Raw genomic sequence first — 22,811 nt, 5'->3', positions numbered from 1 at the left:
GCTGCAGCGCAGTGACGAAGGGCAAGGTGTCCTCGTTCGATTGCCGTCAAGCGTCGCACGAAGAGAGCGGCGAGACGGCGCTCGCCGTCGCATCGCGGAAGGTTACAGGATCATGGCGGCCAGCCAGCCGAAGGCGATCAGCGGGATGTTGTAGTGCAGGAAAGTGGGTACCACGCTATCCCAGATATGATCGTGCTGACCGTCGGCGTTGAGGCCGGCGGTGGGGCCGAGAGTCGAATCCGAGGCGGGAGAGCCGGCATCGCCAAGTGCGGCGGCGGTGCCCACCAGGGCGATGGTGGCCATGGGCGAGAAGCCGAAGTTCAGGGCCAGGGGCACGTAGAGCGAGGCGATGATCGGGATGGTCGAAAAGGATGAACCGATGCCCATGGTGATGAACAGTCCGACGAGCAGCATGATCAGAGCGGCCAGGCCCTGGTTGTCGCCGATCAGTTCGGTGGAGCCGGCGACGAGGGTTTCCACCTGGCCACTGGCCTGCATGACGCTGGCGAAGCCCGCCGCCGAGATCATGATGAAGCCGACTAGGGTCATCAGCCGCATGCCTTCGGTGAAGATGCCATCCTGCTCGTGCCAGCGGAAGACGCCGCTCACGGAGAGCAAGGCGAAGCCGAACAATCCACCCAGGAGCATCGAGCCGGAGAGCAGCTGCACTGCAACCGTGCCGACGAGAGCTGCAGCGATCGTCAGCTTCTGCCAGCCGGCCAGGTGACTCGCCGCCTCGGCCGGCGTCTCGTCGCCGTGGGAGAGGTCACGATCCGCGTATCGGCGCGGGCGACGATAACTCCACAGCACCGCGACGGCGAGGCCGATGAGCATGCCGCCGATGGGAATGAGCATGGCCATCGGCACCATGCCTCGGGTGACCTGGAGACCGAGTTCGGCGCCATTCTCGTTGAGGTTGGCGAGCAACAGATCGTTGAGGAAGATCGCACCGAAACCCACCGGCAACAGCATGTAGGGAGCGGTGATGCCGAAGGTGATCACGCAGGCGACCGCACGCCGGTCGAGGTCGAGATGGTTCATGAGCTTGAGCAGCGGCGGCACCAGTACCGGGATGAAGGCGATGTGTACCGGAACGAGGTTCTGCGAGCTGATTGCGGCGGCGAGCAGGGCCCCGAGCAGGGTGTAGACGACGAGTCGATGGCTTTGCCCGTCGTCGTCGAGGCCCAGGCGACGTATGGCGCGGCGTGCCAGCAATTCGGTGATGCCAGAGCGTGACAGCGCCACGGCGAAGGCGCCCAGCACGGCGTAGGAGAGGGCGATGGTGGCCCCGTTGCCGAGGCCGTCGTTGAAGGCGTCGAGGACCTCTCCGAGCGGCATGCCGGCATACAGGCCGCCGACGAGGCTGGCGACCATCAGGGCGAAGACCACGGAGACACGGGCGAGACTCAGGGAGACCATGACCAGGATGGCCAGAACGACGGCATTCATAGCAAGCTCGAACCTTGGTTGGAATGGCTATGCGGCTTCGGGCAGCAGCCGCAAAGTCGCGCATACTACCTGAAGAAGCTCATCGTGTCAGTGAGTTGGCCGACATTCTGGAACGATGAAGCGGGTGCGAAGAAGGCGACGATGGCCGAAGGGTGCATTCGGGGGTGACAGAGTGAACGCGGGCGTCATGACGTTGTCGCAGGTTGGGGTTGGCGATCAGAGGGGTTGATCGTGCTGGGGAGCATGCCATCGTGTGCGTGGCGGCCAGGTTCCCGGTCGGTTCCCCCGTTCGCCATCTTTACGTTTCAGCAATGGAGTTTTCATGTCCGTAAGCCAGTCTCTCGCCGTTTCCGCCTTGACCGTGGCGCTCGTCGCTCCTGCCGTCGTCACTGCCCAGCAAGCGATGCCTCAGCAGCAGCCGCCCAGTGCACAGGATCAGGTCAGCCAGCTCGATGAACTGGTCGATCTTGACGAGTCCCAGGAGCAGGAGCTGTTGGCTCTGCTCGAGGACACCCAGGGACGCCTCCAGGAACTGGAGAGCGAGGCACAAACGCTTCAGGCGCAGCTGCAGGAACAGGTCGGGGCCGATTACGACGAGGCAAGCATCCGCCGCGATGCCGATCGCCTGGGCGATCTCACCGGGGAAATGAGCGCCGAGAGCGTGCTGATGCAATCTCGGCTACAGGCGACCCTGACTCAGCAGCAGCGCGATGAGCTCGAGCGCCAGATGCAGGCGCAACGAGAGCAGATGCGCCAGATGCAGGAGCAGATGCAACAGCAGCAACAGCAGCAACAGCAACAACAGGCCGAGTGATCATCGGCCCGAGGGTGTCCGTGGGCCTGCCCCACGGGCTTGACGCCTTGCATCGACCACCTTGTGGGTGGTCGATGTCGTTGGGGACGGATGGGGGTCTGACATTCCATGCCCGATCATCGTCAACGGGTGCCGGCGGCGGCTCGTAATCGTCAGCCGATTCGCGAGGTGCTGCAACGGCTGCTCCCGGCCCAGGCTCGTATCCTGGAAGTGGCCAGCGGTAGCGGCGAGCACGCCGCGTACTGTGCCGATGCCATGCCGGGCTGGCAGTGGCAGCCCAGCGATGCCCAGGAGGCTGCCTTGGTTTCCATCTCGGCCTGGCGGGCCCATACCGAACTCGCCAATCTGGCCGCGCCGATCCGTCTGGATACCACGGATGCCAGCACCTGGCCGGCAGGCCCATTCGATGCCGTCGTGGCGATCAACCTGGTGCACATCGCTCCGTGGCGCGTGACCGAAGCGTTGATGGCGCGCGCGGCAGAACGCTTGGCGCTCGGAGGCGTGCTCTATCTCTATGGCCCCTATCGGCGCAACGGTGGACACACCGCGCCCAGCAATGCGGCCTTCGATGCCGATCTACGACGTCGCGATCCGCGCTGGGGCGTACGCGATCTCGAAGCCGTCGCGGACGAAGCTCGTCGCTACGGTTTGCGGCTGACGGAGACGGTGGAGATGCCGGCCAACAATCTCAGCGTGGTGTTGCGCTACCCAGGCTCGAACGACCGCCTCGAGTCGTAGGGCGGGTCACTCGCGCTCCGGGATCTCGCCCGGCTCGCGATAGCGAGGCGGCTGGGATTCGCGCTCTTCCCGGGTCGTGGTTTCGTCTTCGGCCGGGACCCCCCACACCGTCTCGCGGTGTCCGTCTTCGAAGGTATAGGTCGTGCAGCCCGCGAGCAGGGAGATCACCAGCGCGGCCATGGGGAGCAAAGATCGATGCATGGTGTGTCCTTCCTGAGAAGAGCGGTTTCCATCGGATGACGTCGATGCCGCCATGATGGCGCGTCGGCATGGCGGTAGACAAGCGTCGGTCATCCCGACAGGCCGAGCAGGATGGGCACGTAGACCACCAGCAGCAGCACGCTGATCAACCCTAGCAGGTAAGGCAGAATGGCCCGCGTGATTCGTTCCAGCGGTAGCTGGGTCACCGACGAGGCGACGTACAGGTTGATCGCCACCGGAGGGGTGATCATGCCGATGGCCAGCCCTACCACGATGATCAGGCCGAAGTGGATGGGGTCGATGCCCAGCTGAGTCACCAGCGGCAGCAATACTGGGGTGAGAATGATCAGTGCGCTGGCGGTTTCGATGAAGACCCCGGTGAGCAGGATGACGGCCACCACCAGCAGCATGATGACGTAGGGATTGGTGGAAAGCGACAGCACCGCCTGGGCAATGGCGCCCGGCACCTGCCAGCTGGATAGCGTCCAGCTCAATACCGCCGACGTGGCGATGACCAGCATGATCACCGAGGTGGTGATCGCCGAGCGGATCAGGATGCGGTAAACGTCGCCAAGGCTCAGGTCGCGATAGACGAACAATGACACCAGCAGCGCGTAGTTCACCGCGACCACTGCCGCCTCGCTGGGTGTGAACACGCCCGAGAAGATGCCGCCGAGGATGATCACCGGGGTCGCGAGTCCCCAGCTGGCGCTCTTGAACGTACGCCAGATCGTGGCGGTCGACAGTGCGGTGCCACGTGGGTAGTTGCGTCGGTAAGCCTGGTAGATGGCGATGGCGGCAAGCCCCAGCCCCATGGCGATGCCGGGCAGGATCCCGCCCAGGAACAGCGTCGATACCGACTGCTGGGCAATCACCGCGTAGATGATCATCGGCACCGAGGGTGGAATGACCACGCCGATGGTACCGCTGGCGGCGATCAGGCTGGCTGCCGATGCCGGTTCGTAGCCTTTCTTGCGCAGCTCGGGGACCAATGTCGAGCCCACCGCTGCGGTGGTGGCGGCGCCGGAACCGGAAATGGCGGCGAAGAACATGCCGGCTCCCACCGAGACGATGGAAAGCCCGCCCTTGAGGAAGCCGAACAGCGAATCGGCGAAGTTCACCAGCCGTTCGCTGACCTTGCCCTGGGCCATCAGGTCGCCGGTCAGGATGAACATGGGCACCGCCACCAGGGCGAAGGAATTGATGCCCTGGAACATCTGCTGGGTGACCACCATCAGCGGCACGCCCTGGACGGAAAGCGCCACCAGAGTGCTGGCGCCGATGGCCAGGGCGATGGGGACTCCCAGCAGCATCAGTGCAAAGAACAGGGCGAAGAGCAGAGCGGTCATGATGGAGAATCCCCTTCGTCGTCAACGCTGCTGGCGACCGGCGAGCCCCTGACCAGCAGGCGAATCACGTCGATCAGGGCATAGCTGCCCATCACCACCGCGCTCAAGGGGATTACCGCGTAGACCCAGGTCATGGACAGGCGCAGCGAAGCGGACTTCTGGAAGCTCTGCGCCTGCATGTAGCGCTGACCGATCACTGCCAATGCGATGAGGAACGCCAGCCCCGCCACCATGGCGAGAATCCGGGCATGCCGCTGCAGGCGCTCGGGCAGTGCATCGATCACGAACGTCACGGCGATGTGGCGACCGCGCCGGAAGGCCACGGTCGCTCCCAGGAAGGTGATCCATACCAGCAGAAAACGCGCGACTTCCTCGGTCCAGCCTACGGCCGTGAAGAAGACGCGAGAGACGATTTGCAGGGTGATCACAGCGATCAACGCCGCCATGGCCGCGAAGACCGCGGGCTGAATGACGGCGTCGATGCCTCGCTCGAGGCGTTCCAGCAGATCCAGCAACCTATGCATGCCGGGCGACGCTCATTCCAGCGCCTCGCGGATGCGCGGCAGGTAATCGCCGAACTGCTCGCCGTACTGGTCGTAGACCGGTGCCACGGCTTCCTGGAACGCCCCGATGTCGGGCTCCTCGACGATTTGCATGCCGGCTTCACGCAGCTCGGCGAGCTGCTCGGATTCCATCTCGGCGTTGACCCGTCGCTCGTGCTCGGCGGCTTCCTGGGCGGCTTGCGCCATGACTTCCTGAGCGGCTGCTGGCAGTTCGTTCCATACGCTCATGCCCATGACGAAGATGGCCGGCGCATAGGTATGCCGCGACAGCGTCATGTGGTCCTGGGTCTCGAAGAGCTTGAAGGAATGGATGACGTTGACCGGGTTTTCCTGGCCGTCGATGGTACCTTGCTGCATGGCGGTGAGCGCTTCGGTCCAGGCCATCGGGACGGCATTGGCGCCGAGTTCGCGGAAGGTGTCGGTATAGACGGGGTTTTCCATGACCCGAATGCGCAGGCCGTCGAGGTCTTCGGGGGTTTCGACCGGGCGTTCGCTGTTGGTCAGGTTACGGAAACCTCGCTCGGCATAGGCCAGGCCCTTGAGGTTGACTTCGCTGAGCTTGTCGAGCAGCTCCTGACCGATGGGACCGTCGAGTACTTCGTAGGCGGCTTCCGGCGAAGGGAACAGGAAGGGCAGCTCGAAGACCGCCATCTCCTCGACGAAGTTGGCCACCGGGCCGTTGGTGATCACGCCCATGTCCACGGTACCGATCTGCATGCCTTCGAGCAGCGTGCGTTCGTCGCCGAGGGAGGCATTGGGGTAGATTTCGATGTCCACCTTGCCTTCGGTGCGTTCCTCGACCAGTTCCTCGAACCGGGTGGCAGCGATGTGAAACCCGTCCTGTTCGTTGACGACGTGGGCCAGGCGTAGCGTGACCGGCTCCATGTCGGAGAACTCCGAGGCGTTGGCGGTTGCGGTCAGGGCGAAAGCGATGCCGACTGCCAGCGTGCTGCGTGCAAAACCGTTCATTATCGTTTTTCCTCTGTCAGTTCAGTCTCTTGAGGTCAACCGAGAATGCCGTAGCCGCCTGCCCGGGTCAAATCTCGGTGTGCCGGGCGCGGCCGCGGGTGCTGTGGATGGCGATGACAGGGTGTAGAGCGGGGCAAGCGTTGCGGTAGGATGGCCGAAAAACCCTGACGTGAATCATCTATGCCGATCAGCCTCATCGACGAGCCTGCAGCGCTTGGCCTGCTGCAGGGCTCGCATCGTATCGACCTCGTACTGCTTTCTTGGCTGGTCGCTTTCAGCGCCGCCTACACCGGGCTCGATGTCAGCAAGCTGGTGAGCTCCGCCCGGCGCACGCGCCGAGAGGGCGTGTGGCTTGCCGCTGGCGCCTTCATGCTGGGTATCGGTGTGTGGAGCATGCATTTCATCGGCATGCACGCCTATCGGTTGCCGTTTCCCTTCGATCATGCTCCGGGCCTGACGATGATGTCGATCCTGCCGGCGATCCTCGGCAGCTTCGTCGTACTGAGGGTGGTGTCGCGGGATGAGCCGGTCGCACACCGGATGCTGCTGAGTGCTGGGCTGGCGCTGGGCACCGGGATCGGCGCGATGCACTACCTGGGCATGGCGGCCATGCGCATGTCGGCAACGCTGCATTATGCCACGACATACTTCCTGCTCTCGTTGCTGGTGGCGTTGGTGTTCGGGGTTCTGGGCACGTATGCGTATCGTGCCTGTCGCTACGTAGCGAATGGCGCCAAGGCACGTGCCTGTGCGGTGCTGGCGGCGGTCATCGTCTCGCTAGCCATCAGCGGCATGCATTACGTAGCCATGGCCGCCGCCTGGTTCGCCCCCGATGCGGCCATCGACCCCATGGCAACCCGTCATCATGAGCACTCCGTCTGGCTGGTCTATCTGGTCAGTGCCAGTGCCGCGGCCATCGTATTGTTGACCCTGCTGGGAACGCATTTCCAGCGGCGCCTGTTGGTCAGCGAGCAGTCTCAGAGCATGACGCGTGCCCGTCTGCTAGAGGTGATCTCGGCGTTGCAGGATGGCATCGTGCTGTTCGATGACCGGGCGCGAATCCGGCTCTGCAACGCAGCCTTCGAGCGTATGGTCGGCGTCTCCTCCGAGGCGTTATTGGGTGTGTCGGCCTGGACACTGGACTATGCCGAGGATGCGAGGGCCCTCAATGAACGCATTCAGGAGGCGCTCAACCGGGATGGTTCCTGGCGCGGTACCATCGAAGCACGGCACCGCGACGGCACGACCTTTCCGGCCAGGCTCGGCATCAGCCGCGTGAACTATGCCGATGAAACGACGCGTGACTACGTGGCCATGCTGACCGATATCAGTGCCGAAGTTCGGACTCGACGGCACATTCAGCATCTCGCCTACCATGACAACCTGACCGGACTGCCCAACCGGCGAGCCCTGCAGGAGCGCCTCGATGAGATGCTGGAGAGCATGCGGCAGCAGCGATGCGGCCCGGCATTGCTGGTGCTGGTCGATGTCGACCACTTCAAGCTGCTCAATGACAGCCTCGGGCATGCCATGGGCGATGAACTGCTGCGCCAGCTGGCTGGCCGGCTCCACGATCTTGCCGCCGATTCAGGGACCGTGGCGAGGCTGGATGGCAATGAATTCGCGCTGCTGGTGGGGCCCCTCGCCGAGGGCAACTTCCACATTGCCGATCAGGTGGCGCGACAATGGGTGACTCGTGTGCTGGCCGCGCTGGGCGGCGACTACGAGCTGGCGGGGCATGCCTACCCTTGCCGAGTGACTGGCGGCGCCTTGGTGATAGAGGGCGATGAGTCGGGGCACGACGAGCTGCTCAAGCGGGCCGATCTGGCACTGCTCGATGCCAAGCGCCGCGGGGATGGCTGCCCGAGCGTGTTCGATTCCGGCATGGAGGTGGCCCTGGAGGAGCGGCTGCGCCTGGAGCGGGAGTTGCGCGTGGCGATCGATGAGGGACAGCTACGTCTCTATGTGCAGCCGCAGGTCGATGCCGAGGAAGTCGTTTTCGGGGCCGAGGCGCTGGTGCGCTGGGAGCACCCGCGGCGCGGTCTGGTGTCGCCGGGCGTATTCATCCCCCTGGCCGAGCAGAGCGGCCTGATCGTGAGGTTGGGGGAATGGGTGCTGGAAATGGCGTGCCGCACCCTGGCCGAGTGGTCCGGGCATCCTGAGCTTGGACATTGTCGGCTGTCGGTCAACGTCAGCGTTCAGCAGTTCCAGCAGCCCGACTTCGTCGACCAGGTGTTGTCGGTGCTGACGCGCCACGATGTCTCGCCTCATCGACTGACCCTGGAGTTGACCGAATCGCTGTTGATGGAGGAGCTCGATGACGTCATCGGCAAGATGGCCCTGCTGCGCCGGATGGGGATCCGTTTTGCCCTGGACGATTTCGGTACCGGCTACTCGTCGCTGGCCTACCTGAAGGCGCTGCCCCTCGATACCCTGAAAATCGATGTCGCCTTCGTGCGTGACCTGACCCAGGATCCGCTGGCACAGCCCATTGCCCGGACGATCGTGACCCTGGCCGAGCAGCTGGCGCTGAAGGTGGTGGCCGAGGGCGTCGAGACGCAGGAGCAACTGGCCATTCTCCAGGAGCTGGGGTGTGGGGGGTTCCAGGGCTTTCTGTTCGCCCGCCCACAGCCCGTCGGTGACATGCTTGCCTGGGTTCGCAGCCGCTCAGCGGTCGTGCCGCTACCGCGTCAGTGTTGAGCGTCGCCACCCGAGCGCTCAGACGGTGGCCAGCGCTCGTTCGAGGATGGCAAAGCGGCCAGGTTCCAAGGCGTCGGCCACGGCGGTGATGCGCAGGATATGGCCGAGATCGGGGTGTGCGGGCCGGGCGATCAGGCGTCCCGCTTCCAGCAGTTCGCCGTGAAGCCGGCTCGCGAGTTCGGCGTCGGGCAACCGCAACGCGATGAAGTTGGTGGCACTGGGCAGGACTTCGGCACCCAGGTTGCGGAAGTGGCCGGCGAGTCGTTCACGGCGCTCCTTCACCGCACTCACGTGTTCGCGCACCTCGTCGTTGTGGTCCAGTACCGTTTCGGCGGCGGCCTGCGTCAGCGTCGATACGGCGTAGTGGATGCGTACCTTCATCATCATGGCCAGGGTGTCGGGCTCGGCCAGGGCGTAGCCGATGCGCAGTCCGGCCATGCCGTGGGCCTTGGAGAGCGTGCGCAGACGAATCACGCCGGGAATCACCTCGCGGCTGAAGGGTGCCTCGGCGTCGTCGCGAAAGTCGTGGTAGGCCTCGTCGAGCAGCAGCCAGCAGTCGTCGGGCAGGTCCCGGCGCAGCCGGCGAATGGCCTCATCGTCATGAAGGTGGCCGCTGGGATTGTCGGGGTTGGCCAGGTAGACCAGCCGTGCCTGGCGCTCGTGAGCCGTCTCGAGAAGGGCGTCGAGGTCGGGAGCGAGCAGGCCGGGTCGTTCCACATAGGGCAGCTCCTGCAGGCGGCAGCCCTGCCCTTGGGCGAAATAGCCGAAGGTGGGGTAGGTGCCTGCAGCACTCACCACCGTGCAATCGGGCGTGCAGGTGGTGCGCAATGCCAGGGCGATCAGGCTGTCTGCGCCGGCATCCACCAGAGTGGCATCCAGCGGGTAGCCGTGCAGCTCGCACAACCGCTGGCGCACGCCGAGCGCTTCGGCATCGCCGTAGCAGTAGGCATGCTCCACCATGGCATCTCCGAAGCGTTCGCGCAGGGCTCGGTGGGGCATGTCGAGGCCCTCGTTGGAGCCCAGACGATGGGGAATCTCGCGGCCGATGCGGCGCTCCAGTACCTTGATGCCCGGGAAGGGATTGCTGGGGCCTTGGCCGGTCAGGTGGTCGGGGAAGCGGGGCATGGCAACCTCTCGATGTCGTGGGGTGGTTTCATGCTGAACGGGCGACCGGGATCCAGCAACCGATTCAGGTTTCCAACTGGTAGGTCTGCCAATCCGTATGGGTGGCCCAGCGGTCGTAGACGGCACGTGCCCGATAGTTCTGCTCGCGGGTGATCCAGCGTACGAAGGGCCAGCCGAGGTGACGGGCTTCGGCGGTGAGCCCTTCGAGCATGGCGTCCACGACACCGCTGCCGCGATGGCCCGGGTCGACGAAGAGGTCGTCCAGAAAGCCGACCCGGGTGCCGCGCAGCGGTGAAGGCATGGCGCGGAAGTGCATCAGCCCCACGGCTTCGCCGTCTGGTGTGACTGCCAAGCGACAGTGGAAGGGCTCCTCGGCATCGTGAATCCAGTTCCAGACCGTATCCAGGGTGCTTTGGGAGGCGGGCAGCCCGTAGTAGTCGGCATAGCCACGGAAGAGCCGCTCCCAATGGGGGCGGTCGGCCAGCGTGGGCGTGGTGAGAGTGACGCTCATGGGGTGTCCTCCGGTGCAGGGGGCAGAACCTTGTGGGGGTTGAGCAGATGGTGAGGGTCGAGGGCCCGCTTGAGGGTGCGCATCAGCGCGATCTCTTCGGGGCTGCGCGACAGCGACAGGTAGTCGCGCTTTTCCAGGCCGATGCCGTGTTCGGCGGAGACCGAACCGCCCAGTGGGGTGAGCGGAGCGTAGACGAGGTGCTCCACGGCGCAGCGAACCTCGCGCTCGGCGCTTCCCACGCTGACAGAGACGTGCAGATTGCCGTCGCCCAGGTGGCCGAACACCACCAGCCGTCCCTCCGGCCAGTCGCGGGCCAGCGCGCTTTCGAGCTCTGCGACGTAGGTCGCCATCTCGGCAATGGGCAGGCTGATGTCGAAGGTGAAGAGTGGAGCGAGGGTCTGGAGCAAGCCCTCGATGTCTTCGCGTATGGCCCATAGAGCGTCGCGCTGGGTGGCCGATTGGGCCACGACGGCATCGCTGATCAGACGATCGGCCAGGGCGGCTTCCAGGGCTTCGGTGAACTGAACGGCGTTGCGCTCCGGATCCAGTCCCAGGGATTCGACCAGTACGTAGAAGGGGGCGCCGAGTGCCAGGGGCGGCGCGTGGCGGCCGCTCTCCTCGGTCAGCAGTCGATAGTGGTTGTCCCACATGACCTCGAAGGTGCCCAGGGCGCCGCCCAGACGATGGCCCAGGTGGCGCAGCAAAGCGGTGAGAGCCTCGAAGTCGGGGCAGGCCACCAGGGCGGTCTGTTCGCTGGGCAGGCGCGGCTGCAGCTTGAGGACGGCACGGGTGACGATACCCAATGTCCCCTCGCTGCCGATGAACAACTGCTTGAGGTCGTAGCCGGCGTTGTTCTTGAGCATGCGATTGAGCGAGCTGACCACGGTGCCGTCGGCCAGCACCGCCTCGAGCCCCAGCACTTGCTGACGCATCATTCCGTAGCGGATGACCCGAACCCCGCCGGCATTGGTGGCGATGTTGCCGCCGATGGTACAGGAGCCGCGAGCGCCCAGGTCGAGGGGGAACTGCAGCCCTTCGGCTTCGGCCGCTTCCTGCACGCGCTGCAGGGGGACTCCGGCCTGCACGGTCAGGGTGCCGCCGATGGGGTCGAGGGCCTCGATAGCGCTCAGCCGTTCCAGCGAGATCGCCAGCTCGTGGGGGGCGGTCGTGGCGCCGTGGACCAGGCCGGTGAGCCCGCCATGGGCGACCACCGGCTGGCGGGCGGCATGACAGAGGCGCATCACCGACGCCAGTTCGTCGGTATCGGCCGGGCGCACGATGGCGCCGGCACGACAGGGCTCGCCGCTCAGCCAGTCGACGCGGCGGGTGACCACGTCGGCGCCGGTGAGCACGTTGCCTTGGCCGACGACGGTGGCGATGTCATTGAGGAGGGCGTCCATTCGGTCTCCTTGCAGAGGGGCGGGGATCAGGCGCTGGCCAGCACGGCATCCCGCCCCGGAATGGCTTCGAGCAGCTCGCGTGTGTAGGCGGCCCGAGGCGTGCGGAAGATCGCTTCGGCGGTGCCGTGCTCGACGATGCGACCGTGCTGCATGACGATCAGCCGGTCGCAGATCTGGGCGGCGACGCGCAGATCGTGGGTGATGAACAGCAGCGACAGCGAGAAAGTTTGCTGCAGCCGTTCGAGCAACTCGAGGATCTGCGCCTGGATGGAAACGTCGAGTGCCGAGACCGCTTCGTCGGCGACGATCAGCTCCGGCTCGAGTGCCAGGGCGCGGGCAATGCCGATGCGTTGGCGCTGGCCGCCGGAGAATTCGTGGGGAAAACGGTCGGCCACGCCGCCCAGACCCACCAGCTCCAGCAGTTCGTCGGCCTTGGCCAGGGCCTGATCGCGAGGCACGCCGTTGGCGATGGGGCCCTGGGCGATGGCCAGGCCGACCCGGGTGCGAGGATTCAGCGAGGCATAGGGATCCTGGAATATCATCTGCACCCGGCGACGCCCGCGACGCAGGGTTTCGCCCTTGAGGGTGGTGAAATCGACCCCGTCGAGCAACAGTTGTCCGCTATCCGGTCGTTCCAGACGCACCACGCAGCGACCCAGCGTCGACTTGCCGGAGCCCGACTCGCCAACGATGCCCAGGGTCTCGCCTCGGCTCAGAGTGAAGCTGATGTCGTCGAGGGCGTGGACTTCCCGGCTGGGTTTGAGCATCCCGCCACGCGATCGGAATACCTTGTCCAGGTGGCGTACCTCGAGGAGAGGCTGCGCTTCGGCAGCGTGGTGACGGTTGGGAACGGCATCGTTGGGGATGGCATCGATCAGTGCCCGGGTATAGTCGTGCCGGGGATGATCCAGCACCTCCCGGGCCTCGCCCAGTTCGACGATCTCGCCTTCGCGCATCACGCACACCCGGGTGGCGACTTCGGCGACCACGCCGAAGTCATGGGTGATGAACATCACTGCCATGCCGCGTCGCTGCTGAAGATCGCGGATCAGCTTCAGAATCTGTGCCTGGGTGGTGACATCGAGTGCCGTGGTGGGCTCATCGGCGATCAGCAATTCCGGCTCCAGCGCCAGCGCCATGGCGATCATCACCCGCTGACGCTGGCCACCGGAGAGCTGGAACGGGTAGGCGCGAATGGCGCGCTCCGGCTGGGGAATGCCGACCTCCTCGAGCAGAGCGAGGGCCCGTGCCTGGCGCTCCTTCGGGGTATGGCGGCCGTGGGCTTCGAACACCTCGGCGATCTGGGCTCCCACGCGCATCAGCGGATTCAGTGCGGTCATCGGTTCCTGGAAGATCATGCCGATGCGCAGGCCGCGCAAGCTGCGGTGGGCTCGTTCGTCGAGGGTCAAAAGGTTCTGGCCACCGAACCATATTTCACCGCCGGTGGCGTGCACTCCCTTGGGCAGCAGCCCCATTACGGCGTTGGCGGCCATCGACTTGCCGGAGCCGGATTCTCCGACGACGCAGAGGATTTCGCCCTCGCTCACATCGTAGCTGACGTGCTCCACGGCGAAGGCCCGGTCGGCCCCCTTGGGCAGAGCGAGAGTCAGGTCGCGAATGCTCAATACGGTCTCAGTCATGACGTTCTCCTGCGTGCAGCTCATGAGCGTTCGCGAGCGAGCTTGGGGTTGAGGGCGTCATCGAGCCCTTCGCCGACCAGGTTGAGGGCGAGCACGGTGAGCAAGATCGCCACCCCGGGGAAGAAACTGAGCCACCAGGCCTGCCGGATCACGGTGCGCGCCGCGCCGATCATGTAGCCCCAGGACATCACGTTGGGGTCGCCCAGCCCCAGGAAGGAGAGGGCGGATTCCAGCAGAATGGCGGTGGCCACCATCAGCGAGGCGAGCACGATGATGGGCGACAGGGTGTTGGGCAGGATCTGGCGCAGGATGATGGTGGCGTTGCCCTGGCCTACCAGGCGGGCGGCTTCCACGTACTCGCGATGGCGCAGCGACAGGAATTCGGCCCGCACCAGGCGTGCTACCGGCGGCCAGCTCACCAGAGCGATGGCCAGTACGATGGAGGTCACGCTGGGCTGCATGATGGCCACCAGCACGATGGCCAGCGCGAAGTTGGGAATGGTCTGGAAGAATTCGGTGAAGCGCATCAGGCCGTCGTCGATCAGCCCGCCGTAATAGCCGGCCACGGCGCCGAGTGGAACGCCGATGAGCAGGGCGACGCTGGTCGAGACGAAGCCGATGAGCAGCGATACCCAGGCGCCGTGCATCAGACCGGCAGCGACGTTGCGGCCCATGGTGTCGGTGCCCAACGGGAAACCGTCCATTTCCAGCGGTGGGAGGAACGGGCGCTGTACCATGCGCCAGGGCGATTCAGGGTAGAGAAACGGTGCCAGGGCCGCCATGGCGATGATCACTGCGAGGATGATCACGCCGATCAGGGCGCCGCGGTTCTGGGCGAAGCGGGCGAAGAAGCTCATGGGGCCTCCTTGATGCGCGGGTCGGCCAGGCGATAGACGAGGTCGGTGACGATGTTGAAGAGAATCACTAGCGCCGCCGAGAAGAAGAAGATGCCGAGTAGCAGGTTGTAGTCGCGTTGCTGCAACGCTTCGAACATCAGCCGGCCGATTCCGGGCCAGGCGAACACCGTCTCGGTGAGAATGGCACCGCCCACCATCTGTCCCGCCTGGAGGCCGGCCAGGGTGATGATCGGCAACAGTGCATTGCGCAGGATATGACGTCGCTGGATGACGCCGTTGCTGAGTCCCTTGGCGCGGGCCGTCTTGACGTAGTCCTGCTGCGACGCCTCGATCATCGAGGCGCGGGTCATGCGCGTGTAGATCGCCATGAAGAACAGCGCGAGGGTCGTGGCGGGCAGGATGAGGTGCTTGCCCACGTCCAGCGCCAGGGCCAGCCCGGTATGCCCGGCACCGACGGTGAGCATGCCGTAGGCGGGGAGCCATTCCAGGTAGACCGAGAACAGCACCACGGCCATGAGTGCGACCCAGAACAGCGGCGTGGCGTAGAAGAGCAGGGCCAGTGCCATGATCAGCGAGCCGGAGGGCTTCTTGACACGGGCGGCAGCCAAGGAGCCGGCGAGGATGCCCAGGCCCAGAGAGAGCACGAAGGCGGTGCCGGTGAGCAGCAGCGTGGCGGGAAGGCGCGCCAGGATCAGGTCGAGCACCGGCATCTGCTGACGATAGGAGAAACCGAAATCCAGCGTGGCGATGCCCGAGACGTAATGCCAGAGCTGCACGTACATCGGCTGGTCGAGCCCGAAACGCTCGCGTAGCTGGTTCAGGAACTCCTCGTCGGTGGCACCGGCCTCGCCGGCCAGGATGGCAGCCGGATCCCCGGGGGCCAGCTGGATGAGGACGAAGTTGAAGATGATGATGAGGAAGAGCACGATCACGGCCTTGACGAGCCGTGAAGCGATCAGTCGAGCGTAGAGCATGCGAGTGCCTCGGACGACGTGCGTGGCGTGAAGGACGGCGTCCGCCGTCCTTCACCGATCATGGGCTGGCCATCAGCGATCGAGCCAAGCGTCCTTGAACCCATCGTTGACTCCGACGCCGGAAGTCACCAGGTTCTTGACGTCACAGCGATAGATCGTCGGGAAACCGAGCTCCAGCAGCCAGCCTACCGGCACGTCCTCCTGAAGGATTTCCTGCACCTCGTGGTAGAGCTTCTCGCGCTCTTCATCGGGGAAGGCCGTGGCGGCAGCGTTGAACAGCTCGTCGACCCGCTCGTTCTCGTAGCCCTCGACGTTGTTCCAGGGCGAGCCTTTCTCGATGTTGTCGGAAAGGTAGGTGCGCGAGATGCCCAGGGCGGGATCGCCGTACTGGTAGAGGTACGTGAAGGCGAGGTCGTAATCCCAGTCGCCCAGGCGCTGGTTCCAGCCGCCCACGTCGGTGGCCTCGGTACGCACCTCGATGCCCACTTCCTTCAGGTTCTGCTGCACGGCCTCGGCCCAGCGCGTCCAAGTCTCGCCGTAGGGCAGCGGCAGCAGGCGCACCTCCTCGCCGTCATAACCCATCTCGTCGAGCAGCTCGCGAGCGCGTTCGGGGTCGTGGTCGTAGGGGGCGAGATCGTCGTTCTGGAACCTGGCATTGGAGCCGAACGCACCCAGCGGCACCTGCCCCAGACCATTCCACAGCACGTCGCGGGCGAACTCGCGATCCATGGCGTACATCACCGCCTGGCGGAAGCGCTTGTCGGCGGTAGGGCCTTCGCGATTGTTCATCCACAGCATGGCGAAGGGGCTGAAGTATTCGTGCCCCTTGTCGGTCACACAGGTATTGTCCATCTCGGTGAGACGGGGAATGTCGAAATTTTCGACCGTGCCGTAGGGCAGCACGTCGACGGTGCCGTTCTCGTAGGCCACGGCCCGCGAGGCGCCGTCAGGAATGATGTGCCAGTTGATGCCGTCGAGATACGGCAGGTCTTCCTCGTAGTAGTCTTCGTTCTTGACCAGTTGGATCACGGTGCCGCGGTCCCAGCTGTCGAACTTGAATGGGCCGGTGCCGATGGGGTGATTGTTGGCCTCGTTGTCGCGGAACTCGGTGCCCGCGTAGATGTGCTCGGGCACCATGGTGAAGGTGCCGGCCTCGAAGGAGATCAGGAAGGGACCGAAGGGCTTCTCGAGAGTGAATTCGACGGTGTGTTCGTCGAGGGCTTCGATGGATTCGATGTGCTGCAGCACCGCGCGAGCGCTGGGGTTGAGCTCGCGATGGAAGACGTCGGCGGAGAACACCACGTCCTCGGCGGTGAAGGGCTCGCCATCGTGCCAGGTGACGTCGTCACGCAGATGGAAGGTGTAGGTGAGGCCGTCGTCACTGATCTCCCACGATTCGGCGAGCTGTGGCATGGGTTCCAGATCGGTGTCGTAGCGCAGCAGGCCTTCGTAGATGTTGCCGGCCACCGTGCGGGTGGGGGCGTTCTGGATCATGCCCAGTACCAGGCCCGGCGGCTCCGGCTGAATGATGGTGTCGATCACGCCGCCGGACTTGGGCTCGTCGGCCGTGATGGCGGTGGTGCCAAGAGATGCCGCAGCGGCCACGGCAATGGCGATAGGTGTCTTCATCGTCCTGCTCCAGTCTTGTTGATGCTGTTGTCGAGCGGAGGTGCGGTATTGTCGCGCCCGGTATCGTTACCGTTGTTTTCCGGGTCCGTTCTGAACATAGCAGTGCCGCTAAATACTGTCGACAGTCGTCAATCGACGGTCGACAAACAGGGTGCTTCGTTCATACTGTAGCCAGGTATCCTTCGAGTCGATTCGCCATGTCCGCGCCATCTTCAGACGCTAGCCGGCACGTGCCCTTCATCCAGCAGCGCAATCTGGTCGAGCAGGTGGCCGATTATCTGACCCAGGCCATCATCAGCCAGCGGTTCGCTCCCGGTGAACGCCTCTCCGAAGTGCAGCTCGCTCGTGACCTGGGCGTCAGCCGGGCTCCAGTGCGCGAAGCGGCGCGGCTGCTCGAAAGTCGCGGCCTGCTGGTCTCGCAGCCGCGGCGCGGATTCTTCGTGCGCGCGTTGGATGCAGCCGAATTGGGAGACGTCTTCGATCTGCGTCTGTGCCTGGAACGGCACGCCATGGGGCGGCTGATGGCGCGCTATGATGCCGCGGCGGAACGCGTTCTCTTCGAGCAGGTGGAGCGCATGTGCGAGGCGGCGGCGAGCGATAGCGAGAGCCGCAAGATCGAAGAGGACCTGGCCTTTCACCGGCAGATGATCGAGCTGGCCGGTAACCGTCGCCTGCTCAAGGCGTTCGATGGCTTGTCCCACGAACTGCGCCTCTGCATTGCCTTGATCGGCAAGACTCATGCCGATCCGGACAGTATCGCGACTTCCCACTGGAGCCTGCTGGATGCCTTGGCGAGTGGCGATGAGGGGCGCTGCCGCGAGGCGATCGATTACCACATCGGCGTCGCCCGCGACTATGTGGTTCAAGGCATTGCCGACGCGCTGGGGTGATGGCGGGGAACGTGGCCAGACGTCTTCTGTCCCATCTGCGTACCGCTAAGGAGCCCGACATGCTCGACAAGATTCAACGTTTCTTTCAGCAGACACTGGCCGATCCGGGGAACGATACCGATACTTCCACCGCCACTCTGGAGCTGGCAACGGCGGCTCTGCTCTTCGAGGTGGCGCGAGCCGATTATCATCTCGACGAGCGCGAACTGGCGTTGCTGCGCGAGCAGTTGGGACGACGCTTCTCTCTCGATGCTGCCGCCCTCGACGAACTGATGCAGTTGGCCGGAGAGGAAGCGGAGCAAGCGGTCGACCACTATCAGTTCGTCAGCCTCATCAAGCAGCACTACGGTTATGCCAGCCGCTGCGAACTGGTACGCATGATGTGGACCCTGGCACTTGCCGACGGCGAGGCGCACCACCTGGAGGAGCACCGTATCCGTCGGCTTGCCGATCTGCTTCACGTCAGTCACTCCGACTTCATTCGAACCAAGCTTCAGGCGCAGGACGCTGCCTCCGAGGGCTGAATGTCGTCCGCCGTGGCTCGGCGCCGCTACGAGCAGCCTGCTAGAATGTCGCTTCGCCGCCGTAGGTCCCGTAGACCTGTCGGCGGATCGGCCCCGAGTGGCATTGCTGATGCGACAGTCCTTTTCATCGCCGCTCCAGCGGTTGCCGGCGGGGTCATCGTTCGTTCATCCGGAGGAGAAGCATGTCTCGCGAAACCATCGTTCTGGGAGCCGGCATGGTCGGCGTGTCCATTGCCTGGCACCTGGCGCGGAGGGGGCGCTCGGTGACGCTGGTGGACCGTCGTGCCCCGGGAAAGGAAACCTCCTTCGGCAACGGTGGACTGATCCAGCGCGAGGCGGTACGCCCCTATCCGTTTCCTCGGTCCATTGGCAAGCTGTTGGCCGTTTTGCCCAATCGGCGGGCGGACATCCGCTATGGCTGGCGCGGCATGCTCGAATCTGCCGGTCCGCTGTTCGATTACTGGCGGCACTCCGGACGGCATCGCTATGCCCGCATCGTTCCCGAATATGCGTCGCTGATCATGCATGCGACCGAAGAGCATGCGCCGATGATCGAGGCGGCGAATGCCGACCACCTGGTGCGCAAGGATGGCTGGCTGGAGGTCTATCGCGATTCGGCCGGTCTCGCCGCTCGTGCCGGGGAGGCCGTCGATGCAGCCGAACGGTTCGGAGTGACGCACGAGGTGCTCGACGGTGGAGCTCTTCGGCGTCGCGAACCGGCCCTGTCGGATGCCTTGGCGGGAGCCATTCACTGGACCAACTCCTGGGGCGTGGTCGACCCCGGCGCCCTGGTCGGGGCCTATGCCGATGCCTTTCTGCACGAAGGGGGGCGCTATCTCGAAGCTTCACTGCAGCGGGTGACCCAGACGGCCAGCGGCTGGCGCGTCGAGACGGATGCCGGCATCGAGGAGGCTCAGGATGTGGTGGTCGCACTGGGCCCGTGGTCGGGGTCGTGGCTGAGAACCCTCGGCTATCGTCTGCCCACCTTCGTCAAGCGCGGCTACCATATGCATTTCGACGGCGGCGAGTCGACTCGGCTGGCCCATTGGGTGGCCGATGTCGAAGTCGGTTACATTCTGGCTCCCATGCAGGCCGGTACTCGCTTGACGACCGGCGCCGAGCTCGAACGCCTCGACGCCCCGCCTCGCTACGGACAGCTGGCCACCGCCGAAGCCGCCGCGCGCCGCCTCTATCCCGGTCTCGGCGAACGCCTGGATCCGCAGCCCTGGCAGGGTGCGCGGCCGTGCCTGCCGGACATGAAACCGGTGATCGGTCCGGCACCGCGCCATGACGGGTTATGGTTCGCTTTCGGTCATGGGCATCAGGGGTTCACCCTCGGACCCGTGACGGGCCGCGTGCTGGCGGAGATGATGGAAGGAGAGACGCCAGTGGTGGACATGGCGCCCTTCCGCGCCGACCGCTTCTAGAAGGCCAGGCTCCTGGCCAGTCAGCCCCGGCGGCGCCGGCGAAGCTGGTGGAACACGAACTTGACCACCAGCGTCATGACGTAGACGACCCAGCCGGCGGTGGCCAGCACGTTGAACAGCAGCATTTTCTGCTGGCCGCTGAGCGGGGTGATCAGCGCTTCCAGTATCACGCCCAGCAGCAGGGCCAGCAGCATGGGCAGTGCCAGAATGTGCATCCACATTTCCGTGCGCCGCTTGCGTACGTGGTAGCGGCTCAGGTGGATGCGAATGGGGCGGTGCGCGAAGCTCAACAGAATCATGGTGCCGAGCAGCAGCAGGGCGGCGAGCACCGGTTCCATGCTGTCCAGGTGCGCCGAGATGCTCACCGACCAGAAAACCAGGATCCACATCAGGCCGGCCAGGATGGCGACGATGTCGGCGTAGTGGCGGACTCTGGGCATGGCGATGACTCTCCGACTGGCAAACGGCGACGATGATACGGCAAAACGCATGGCGTTGCTGCCGTTTGGGTGGTCGGCCGATCTGGGAACGATCGTCTTGGGCCAAGATGTCGGTCGGCTCAGGCGCTTTGCCGTACGGTATACTGGTCATCTCCGAACGATCCGCGAATCCATGCCGACCACAGGAACGACCGTGAACGCTATCACCTTGACGCGACCCGACGACTGGCATCTGCATCTGCGCGACGGCACGGCGCTTCAGGCCGTGGTGCCCGCCTCGGCGCGCCAGATGGGCCGGGCGATCATCATGCCCAACCTCAAACCGCCCGTCACCACTACCCGGCAGGCGCTGGCCTACCGCGAGCGGATTCTCGCCGCGCGTCCCGAAGGTAGCGCTTTCGAGCCGCTGATGACGCTCTACCTCACCGACAACACCTCGGCCGAAGAGATCGAACGAGCCCATGCCAGCGGCCTCGTGCACGCCGTGAAGCTCTACCCGGCGGGAGCGACTACCAACTCGGACTCCGGCGTCACCGATACGGCCAGGTGCGATGCCGCCATTGCTGCCATGGCACGGCTGGGCATGCCGCTTCTGGTGCACGGCGAGGTGACCGACGGCGAAATCGACATCTTCGATCGCGAAGCGGTGTTCATCGAGCGCGTGCTCAAGCCGCTGGTCGAGCGCCACCCCGATCTGAAAGTGGTGTGCGAGCACATCACCACCGCCGATGCCGCCCGGTTCGTCAGCGAAGCGCCGAACACCATTGCAGCGACCATCACCGCCCACCACCTGCTGTTCAACCGCAATCACATGCTGGTGGGCGGGATACGCCCTCACTATTACTGTCTGCCGATCCTCAAGCGCGAGCGTCACCGAGAGGCGTTGCTGGCCGCGGCCACCTCGGGCAGCCCCAAGTTCTTCCTGGGCACCGACAGTGCGCCTCACGCTCGGGGAGACAAGGAATCGGCTTGCGGCTGTGCTGGCGCCTACACGGCTCCGGCGGCGATCGAACTCTATGCCACGGCCTTCGAGCAGGTCGATGCCCTGGATCGTCTGGAAGGGTTCGCCAGCCATTTCGGCCCCGACTTCTATGGTCTGCCACGCAACCGCGACAATGTCACCCTGGTACGCGAGCCATGGGAGCTGCCGGCATCGCTGCCGTATGCCGACGGCCAGCGCATCGTTCCGCTGCTGGCGGGCGAATCCTTGGCGTGGCGATTGCGCGGCTGAGCGCGTCAGCGTTTGCCGTGAACGGCGACGGCCGCCTCGGAGGCGGCCGTCTCCGTTTCCGAAAGCGACGCGTTCAGCCGGCGACGGGCTCGGCGTCCGCCTGAGGGGCGGGGGTGGCCAGGCGGGCGACCATGGCCTCGACCATGCGTGCGGAATGGTCGGCGGCCTGGTCGAGGAACTGAGCGAAGGAGAGGTGGTTGTCGCTGCCGCCGGCAATGTCCGACAGGGCGCGAATGACCACGAACGGGCACCCGTAGAGATGGCAGGTCTGGGCGATCGCCGCGGCCTCCATCTCGGCGGCGAGCATGGTGGGAAAGCGCGTGCGCGTCTGGGCCACCCGCTCGGGGCAGGCCATGAAGACGTCGCCGGTAGCGATCAGGCCTTCCGTCACGCGCACCTCGCCGAGCGCCTCGACGCATTCGCGCGCGACCTGCACCAGTCTTTCGTCGGGCAGGTACGCGGCCGGCATGTCCGGTACCTGGCCGTGCTCGTAGCCGAACACCACGGCGTCGACGTCATGATGGCGCACTTCGCTGGAAACCACGATGTCGCCGACTCCCAGCCCCTCGCCGAAGCCGCCGGCCGAGCCGGTGTTGATGATGGCTTCCGGCTGGTAGACGTCGAGCAGCAGGGTCGTACCGATGGCGGCATTCACCTTGCCGATGCCCGATTGCAGGATGATCACGTCCGCGCCATGCAGGCGACCGTGGTGAAAGGTGCAGCCGACGTGGGTGCGAGTGCGGCGGTCTTGCAGCAGGGAAGCGAGGTGGGCCACTTCCTGGGCCATGGCGCCGATGATACCGATGCGTTTCATCTGTCCGTGAGCTCCGGCGAGGTCAAAGGGTACGGTCAGTGCGGCTCGGCGAAGACCTGGGTCCATTCATCGCGCTTGGCAAGAAAGCCACGGGCTATGTCCTTGGCACCTTCGAGGCTGTGACTGGCCGCCCAGCCGCATTGCATCTCGTTACAGGCCGGTACCGAATCGGCGGCCAGAACGTCCTCGAGCGTGTTCTGCAAGAGGCGCAGCACGTCGTCGTAGTCATCGTGGTTGATCATGGCGACGTAGAAGCCGGTCTGGCAGCCCATCGGGCTGATGTCGACGACCTTGTCGGAATGATTGCGCGACAGTTCGGCCATCAGGTGTTCCAGGGAGTGCAGGGCGGGCATCTCCATGTGGTCCCGGTTGGGCTGGCAGATGCGCATGTCGTACTTGTGAATGCGGTCACCGTTCACGCCGGCCTTGATGTCGGCCAGGCGTACGTAGGGTGCTTTCACCTTGGTATGATCGAGATTGAAGCTTTCGACGTTCATCTTGTCGCTCATGGACGAGCTCCGGCTGGTGGCGGAAGGGCGCGACATTCTAGACGATGCGCCCGCGGC

The 22,811-nt window shown here is 64.9% G+C and carries 22 protein-coding genes; 7 read left to right on the top strand and 15 right to left on the bottom strand.

What is annotated here, in order from left to right:
* Positions 1-102 precede the first annotated feature (102 nt).
* Complete coding sequence (locus BLP96_RS11235; RefSeq protein WP_089686177.1) at positions 103-1,449, bottom strand: Na+/H+ antiporter family protein; 1,347 nt, start codon at positions 1,447-1,449, stop codon at positions 103-105.
* 322 nt (positions 1,450-1,771) lie between these two features.
* On the opposite strand from BLP96_RS11235, the gene BLP96_RS11230 reads away from it, so the two are divergent.
* The gene (locus BLP96_RS11230) at positions 1,772-2,263 is read left to right on the top strand and encodes a hypothetical protein (RefSeq protein WP_089686175.1); all 492 of its coding nucleotides are present in this window, start codon (positions 1,772-1,774) and stop codon (positions 2,261-2,263) included.
* 108 nt (positions 2,264-2,371) lie between these two features.
* A complete protein-coding gene (locus tag BLP96_RS11225) occupies positions 2,372-3,001 on the top strand; it encodes a DUF938 domain-containing protein (protein WP_089686173.1) in 630 nt (209 codons plus the stop codon).
* Between the two features lie 6 nt (positions 3,002-3,007).
* Here BLP96_RS11225 and BLP96_RS11220 read toward each other — a convergent pair whose 3' ends face one another.
* The 4 genes from BLP96_RS11220 to BLP96_RS11205 all read right to left on the bottom strand — a co-directional run bounded on the left by BLP96_RS11220 (position 3,008) and on the right by BLP96_RS11205 (position 6,083).
* On the bottom strand, positions 3,008-3,202 hold the full coding sequence (locus tag BLP96_RS11220) for a hypothetical protein (RefSeq protein WP_089686171.1): 195 nt from the start codon (positions 3,200-3,202) through the stop codon (positions 3,008-3,010).
* A gap of 89 nt (positions 3,203-3,291) precedes the next feature.
* Entirely contained in the window at positions 3,292-4,551 is a 1,260-nt protein-coding gene (locus BLP96_RS11215) for a TRAP transporter large permease (RefSeq protein ID WP_089686169.1), read from the bottom strand.
* Positions 4,548-5,075, bottom strand: coding sequence for a TRAP transporter small permease (locus BLP96_RS11210; RefSeq protein WP_089686167.1), 528 nt, complete (start codon positions 5,073-5,075; stop codon positions 4,548-4,550). The genes BLP96_RS11215 and BLP96_RS11210 overlap by 4 nt, the downstream gene beginning before the upstream one ends.
* A 12-nt stretch (positions 5,076-5,087) precedes the next feature.
* A complete protein-coding gene (locus tag BLP96_RS11205) occupies positions 5,088-6,083 on the bottom strand; it encodes a TRAP transporter substrate-binding protein (protein ID WP_089686164.1) in 996 nt (331 codons plus the stop codon).
* A gap of 180 nt (positions 6,084-6,263) precedes the next feature.
* On the opposite strand from BLP96_RS11205, the gene BLP96_RS11200 reads away from it, so the two are divergent.
* Positions 6,264-8,783 (top strand): bifunctional diguanylate cyclase/phosphodiesterase, encoded by a 2,520-nt coding sequence (locus tag BLP96_RS11200; protein WP_089686162.1) that lies wholly within the window; start codon positions 6,264-6,266, stop codon positions 8,781-8,783.
* Positions 8,784-8,801: 18 nt separating this feature from the next.
* Here the strand turns inward: BLP96_RS11200 and BLP96_RS11195 are convergent, their stop codons facing one another.
* The 7 genes from BLP96_RS11195 to BLP96_RS11165 all read right to left on the bottom strand — a co-directional run bounded on the left by BLP96_RS11195 (position 8,802) and on the right by BLP96_RS11165 (position 16,919).
* A complete protein-coding gene (locus BLP96_RS11195) occupies positions 8,802-9,908 on the bottom strand; it encodes a pyridoxal phosphate-dependent aminotransferase (RefSeq protein WP_089686159.1) in 1,107 nt (368 codons plus the stop codon).
* Positions 9,909-9,972: 64 nt separating this feature from the next.
* Positions 9,973-10,419, bottom strand: a complete 447-nt coding sequence (locus BLP96_RS11190; RefSeq protein ID WP_089686158.1) for a GNAT family N-acetyltransferase — start codon at positions 10,417-10,419, stop codon at positions 9,973-9,975.
* Positions 10,416-11,819: an FAD-binding oxidoreductase gene (locus BLP96_RS11185; protein ID WP_089686156.1), complete on the bottom strand. Its 1,404-nt coding sequence runs from the start codon at positions 11,817-11,819 to the stop codon at positions 10,416-10,418. The genes BLP96_RS11190 and BLP96_RS11185 overlap by 4 nt, the downstream gene beginning before the upstream one ends.
* Before the next feature lie 26 nt (positions 11,820-11,845).
* Entirely contained in the window at positions 11,846-13,459 is a 1,614-nt protein-coding gene (locus tag BLP96_RS11180; protein WP_089686154.1) for an ABC transporter ATP-binding protein, read from the bottom strand.
* Positions 13,460-13,479: 20 nt separating this feature from the next.
* Positions 13,480-14,316, bottom strand: coding sequence for an ABC transporter permease (locus tag BLP96_RS11175; protein ID WP_089686152.1), 837 nt, complete (start codon positions 14,314-14,316; stop codon positions 13,480-13,482).
* Positions 14,313-15,290, bottom strand: a complete 978-nt coding sequence (locus BLP96_RS11170; protein ID WP_089686150.1) for an ABC transporter permease — start codon at positions 15,288-15,290, stop codon at positions 14,313-14,315. The genes BLP96_RS11175 and BLP96_RS11170 overlap by 4 nt, the downstream gene beginning before the upstream one ends.
* Before the next feature lie 72 nt (positions 15,291-15,362).
* A complete protein-coding gene (locus BLP96_RS11165; RefSeq protein WP_089686148.1) occupies positions 15,363-16,919 on the bottom strand; it encodes an ABC transporter substrate-binding protein in 1,557 nt (518 codons plus the stop codon).
* Between the two features lie 197 nt (positions 16,920-17,116).
* On the opposite strand from BLP96_RS11165, the gene BLP96_RS11160 reads away from it, so the two are divergent.
* The 3 genes from BLP96_RS11160 to BLP96_RS11150 all read left to right on the top strand — a co-directional run bounded on the left by BLP96_RS11160 (position 17,117) and on the right by BLP96_RS11150 (position 19,760).
* Positions 17,117-17,809 (top strand): GntR family transcriptional regulator, encoded by a 693-nt coding sequence (locus tag BLP96_RS11160; protein WP_089686145.1) that lies wholly within the window; start codon positions 17,117-17,119, stop codon positions 17,807-17,809.
* Between the two features lie 59 nt (positions 17,810-17,868).
* Positions 17,869-18,333, top strand: a complete 465-nt coding sequence (locus BLP96_RS11155) for a tellurite resistance TerB family protein (protein WP_089686143.1) — start codon at positions 17,869-17,871, stop codon at positions 18,331-18,333.
* 182 nt (positions 18,334-18,515) lie between these two features.
* Entirely contained in the window at positions 18,516-19,760 is a 1,245-nt protein-coding gene (locus BLP96_RS11150) for an NAD(P)/FAD-dependent oxidoreductase (RefSeq protein WP_089686141.1), read from the top strand.
* A 20-nt stretch (positions 19,761-19,780) separates the two neighbouring features.
* Here BLP96_RS11150 and BLP96_RS11145 read toward each other — a convergent pair whose 3' ends face one another.
* Positions 19,781-20,200 (bottom strand): hypothetical protein, encoded by a 420-nt coding sequence (locus BLP96_RS11145; protein ID WP_089686139.1) that lies wholly within the window; start codon positions 20,198-20,200, stop codon positions 19,781-19,783.
* A gap of 193 nt (positions 20,201-20,393) precedes the next feature.
* Here BLP96_RS11145 and pyrC point away from each other — a divergent pair, with 193 nt between their 5' ends.
* On the top strand, positions 20,394-21,431 hold the full coding sequence (gene pyrC, locus BLP96_RS11140; RefSeq protein WP_089686137.1) for a dihydroorotase: 1,038 nt from the start codon (positions 20,394-20,396) through the stop codon (positions 21,429-21,431).
* A 73-nt stretch (positions 21,432-21,504) separates the two neighbouring features.
* Here pyrC and mtnN read toward each other — a convergent pair whose 3' ends face one another.
* Together mtnN and BLP96_RS11130 are read right to left on the bottom strand one after the other, a co-directional pair.
* Positions 21,505-22,245 (bottom strand): 5'-methylthioadenosine/S-adenosylhomocysteine nucleosidase, encoded by a 741-nt coding sequence (mtnN, locus tag BLP96_RS11135; protein WP_089686135.1) that lies wholly within the window; start codon positions 22,243-22,245, stop codon positions 21,505-21,507.
* A gap of 35 nt (positions 22,246-22,280) precedes the next feature.
* Positions 22,281-22,754, bottom strand: a complete 474-nt coding sequence (locus tag BLP96_RS11130) for an S-ribosylhomocysteine lyase (RefSeq protein ID WP_089686133.1) — start codon at positions 22,752-22,754, stop codon at positions 22,281-22,283.
* Positions 22,755-22,811: the final 57 nt, after the last annotated feature.

It is taken from the genome of Billgrantia gudaonensis, assembly GCF_900100195.1.
Taxonomy (GTDB): domain Bacteria; phylum Pseudomonadota; class Gammaproteobacteria; order Pseudomonadales; family Halomonadaceae; genus Halomonas; species Halomonas gudaonensis.
The sequence above is the reverse complement of the archived record's forward strand: the minus strand, read 5'-3'. Positions and strand labels throughout refer to the sequence as shown.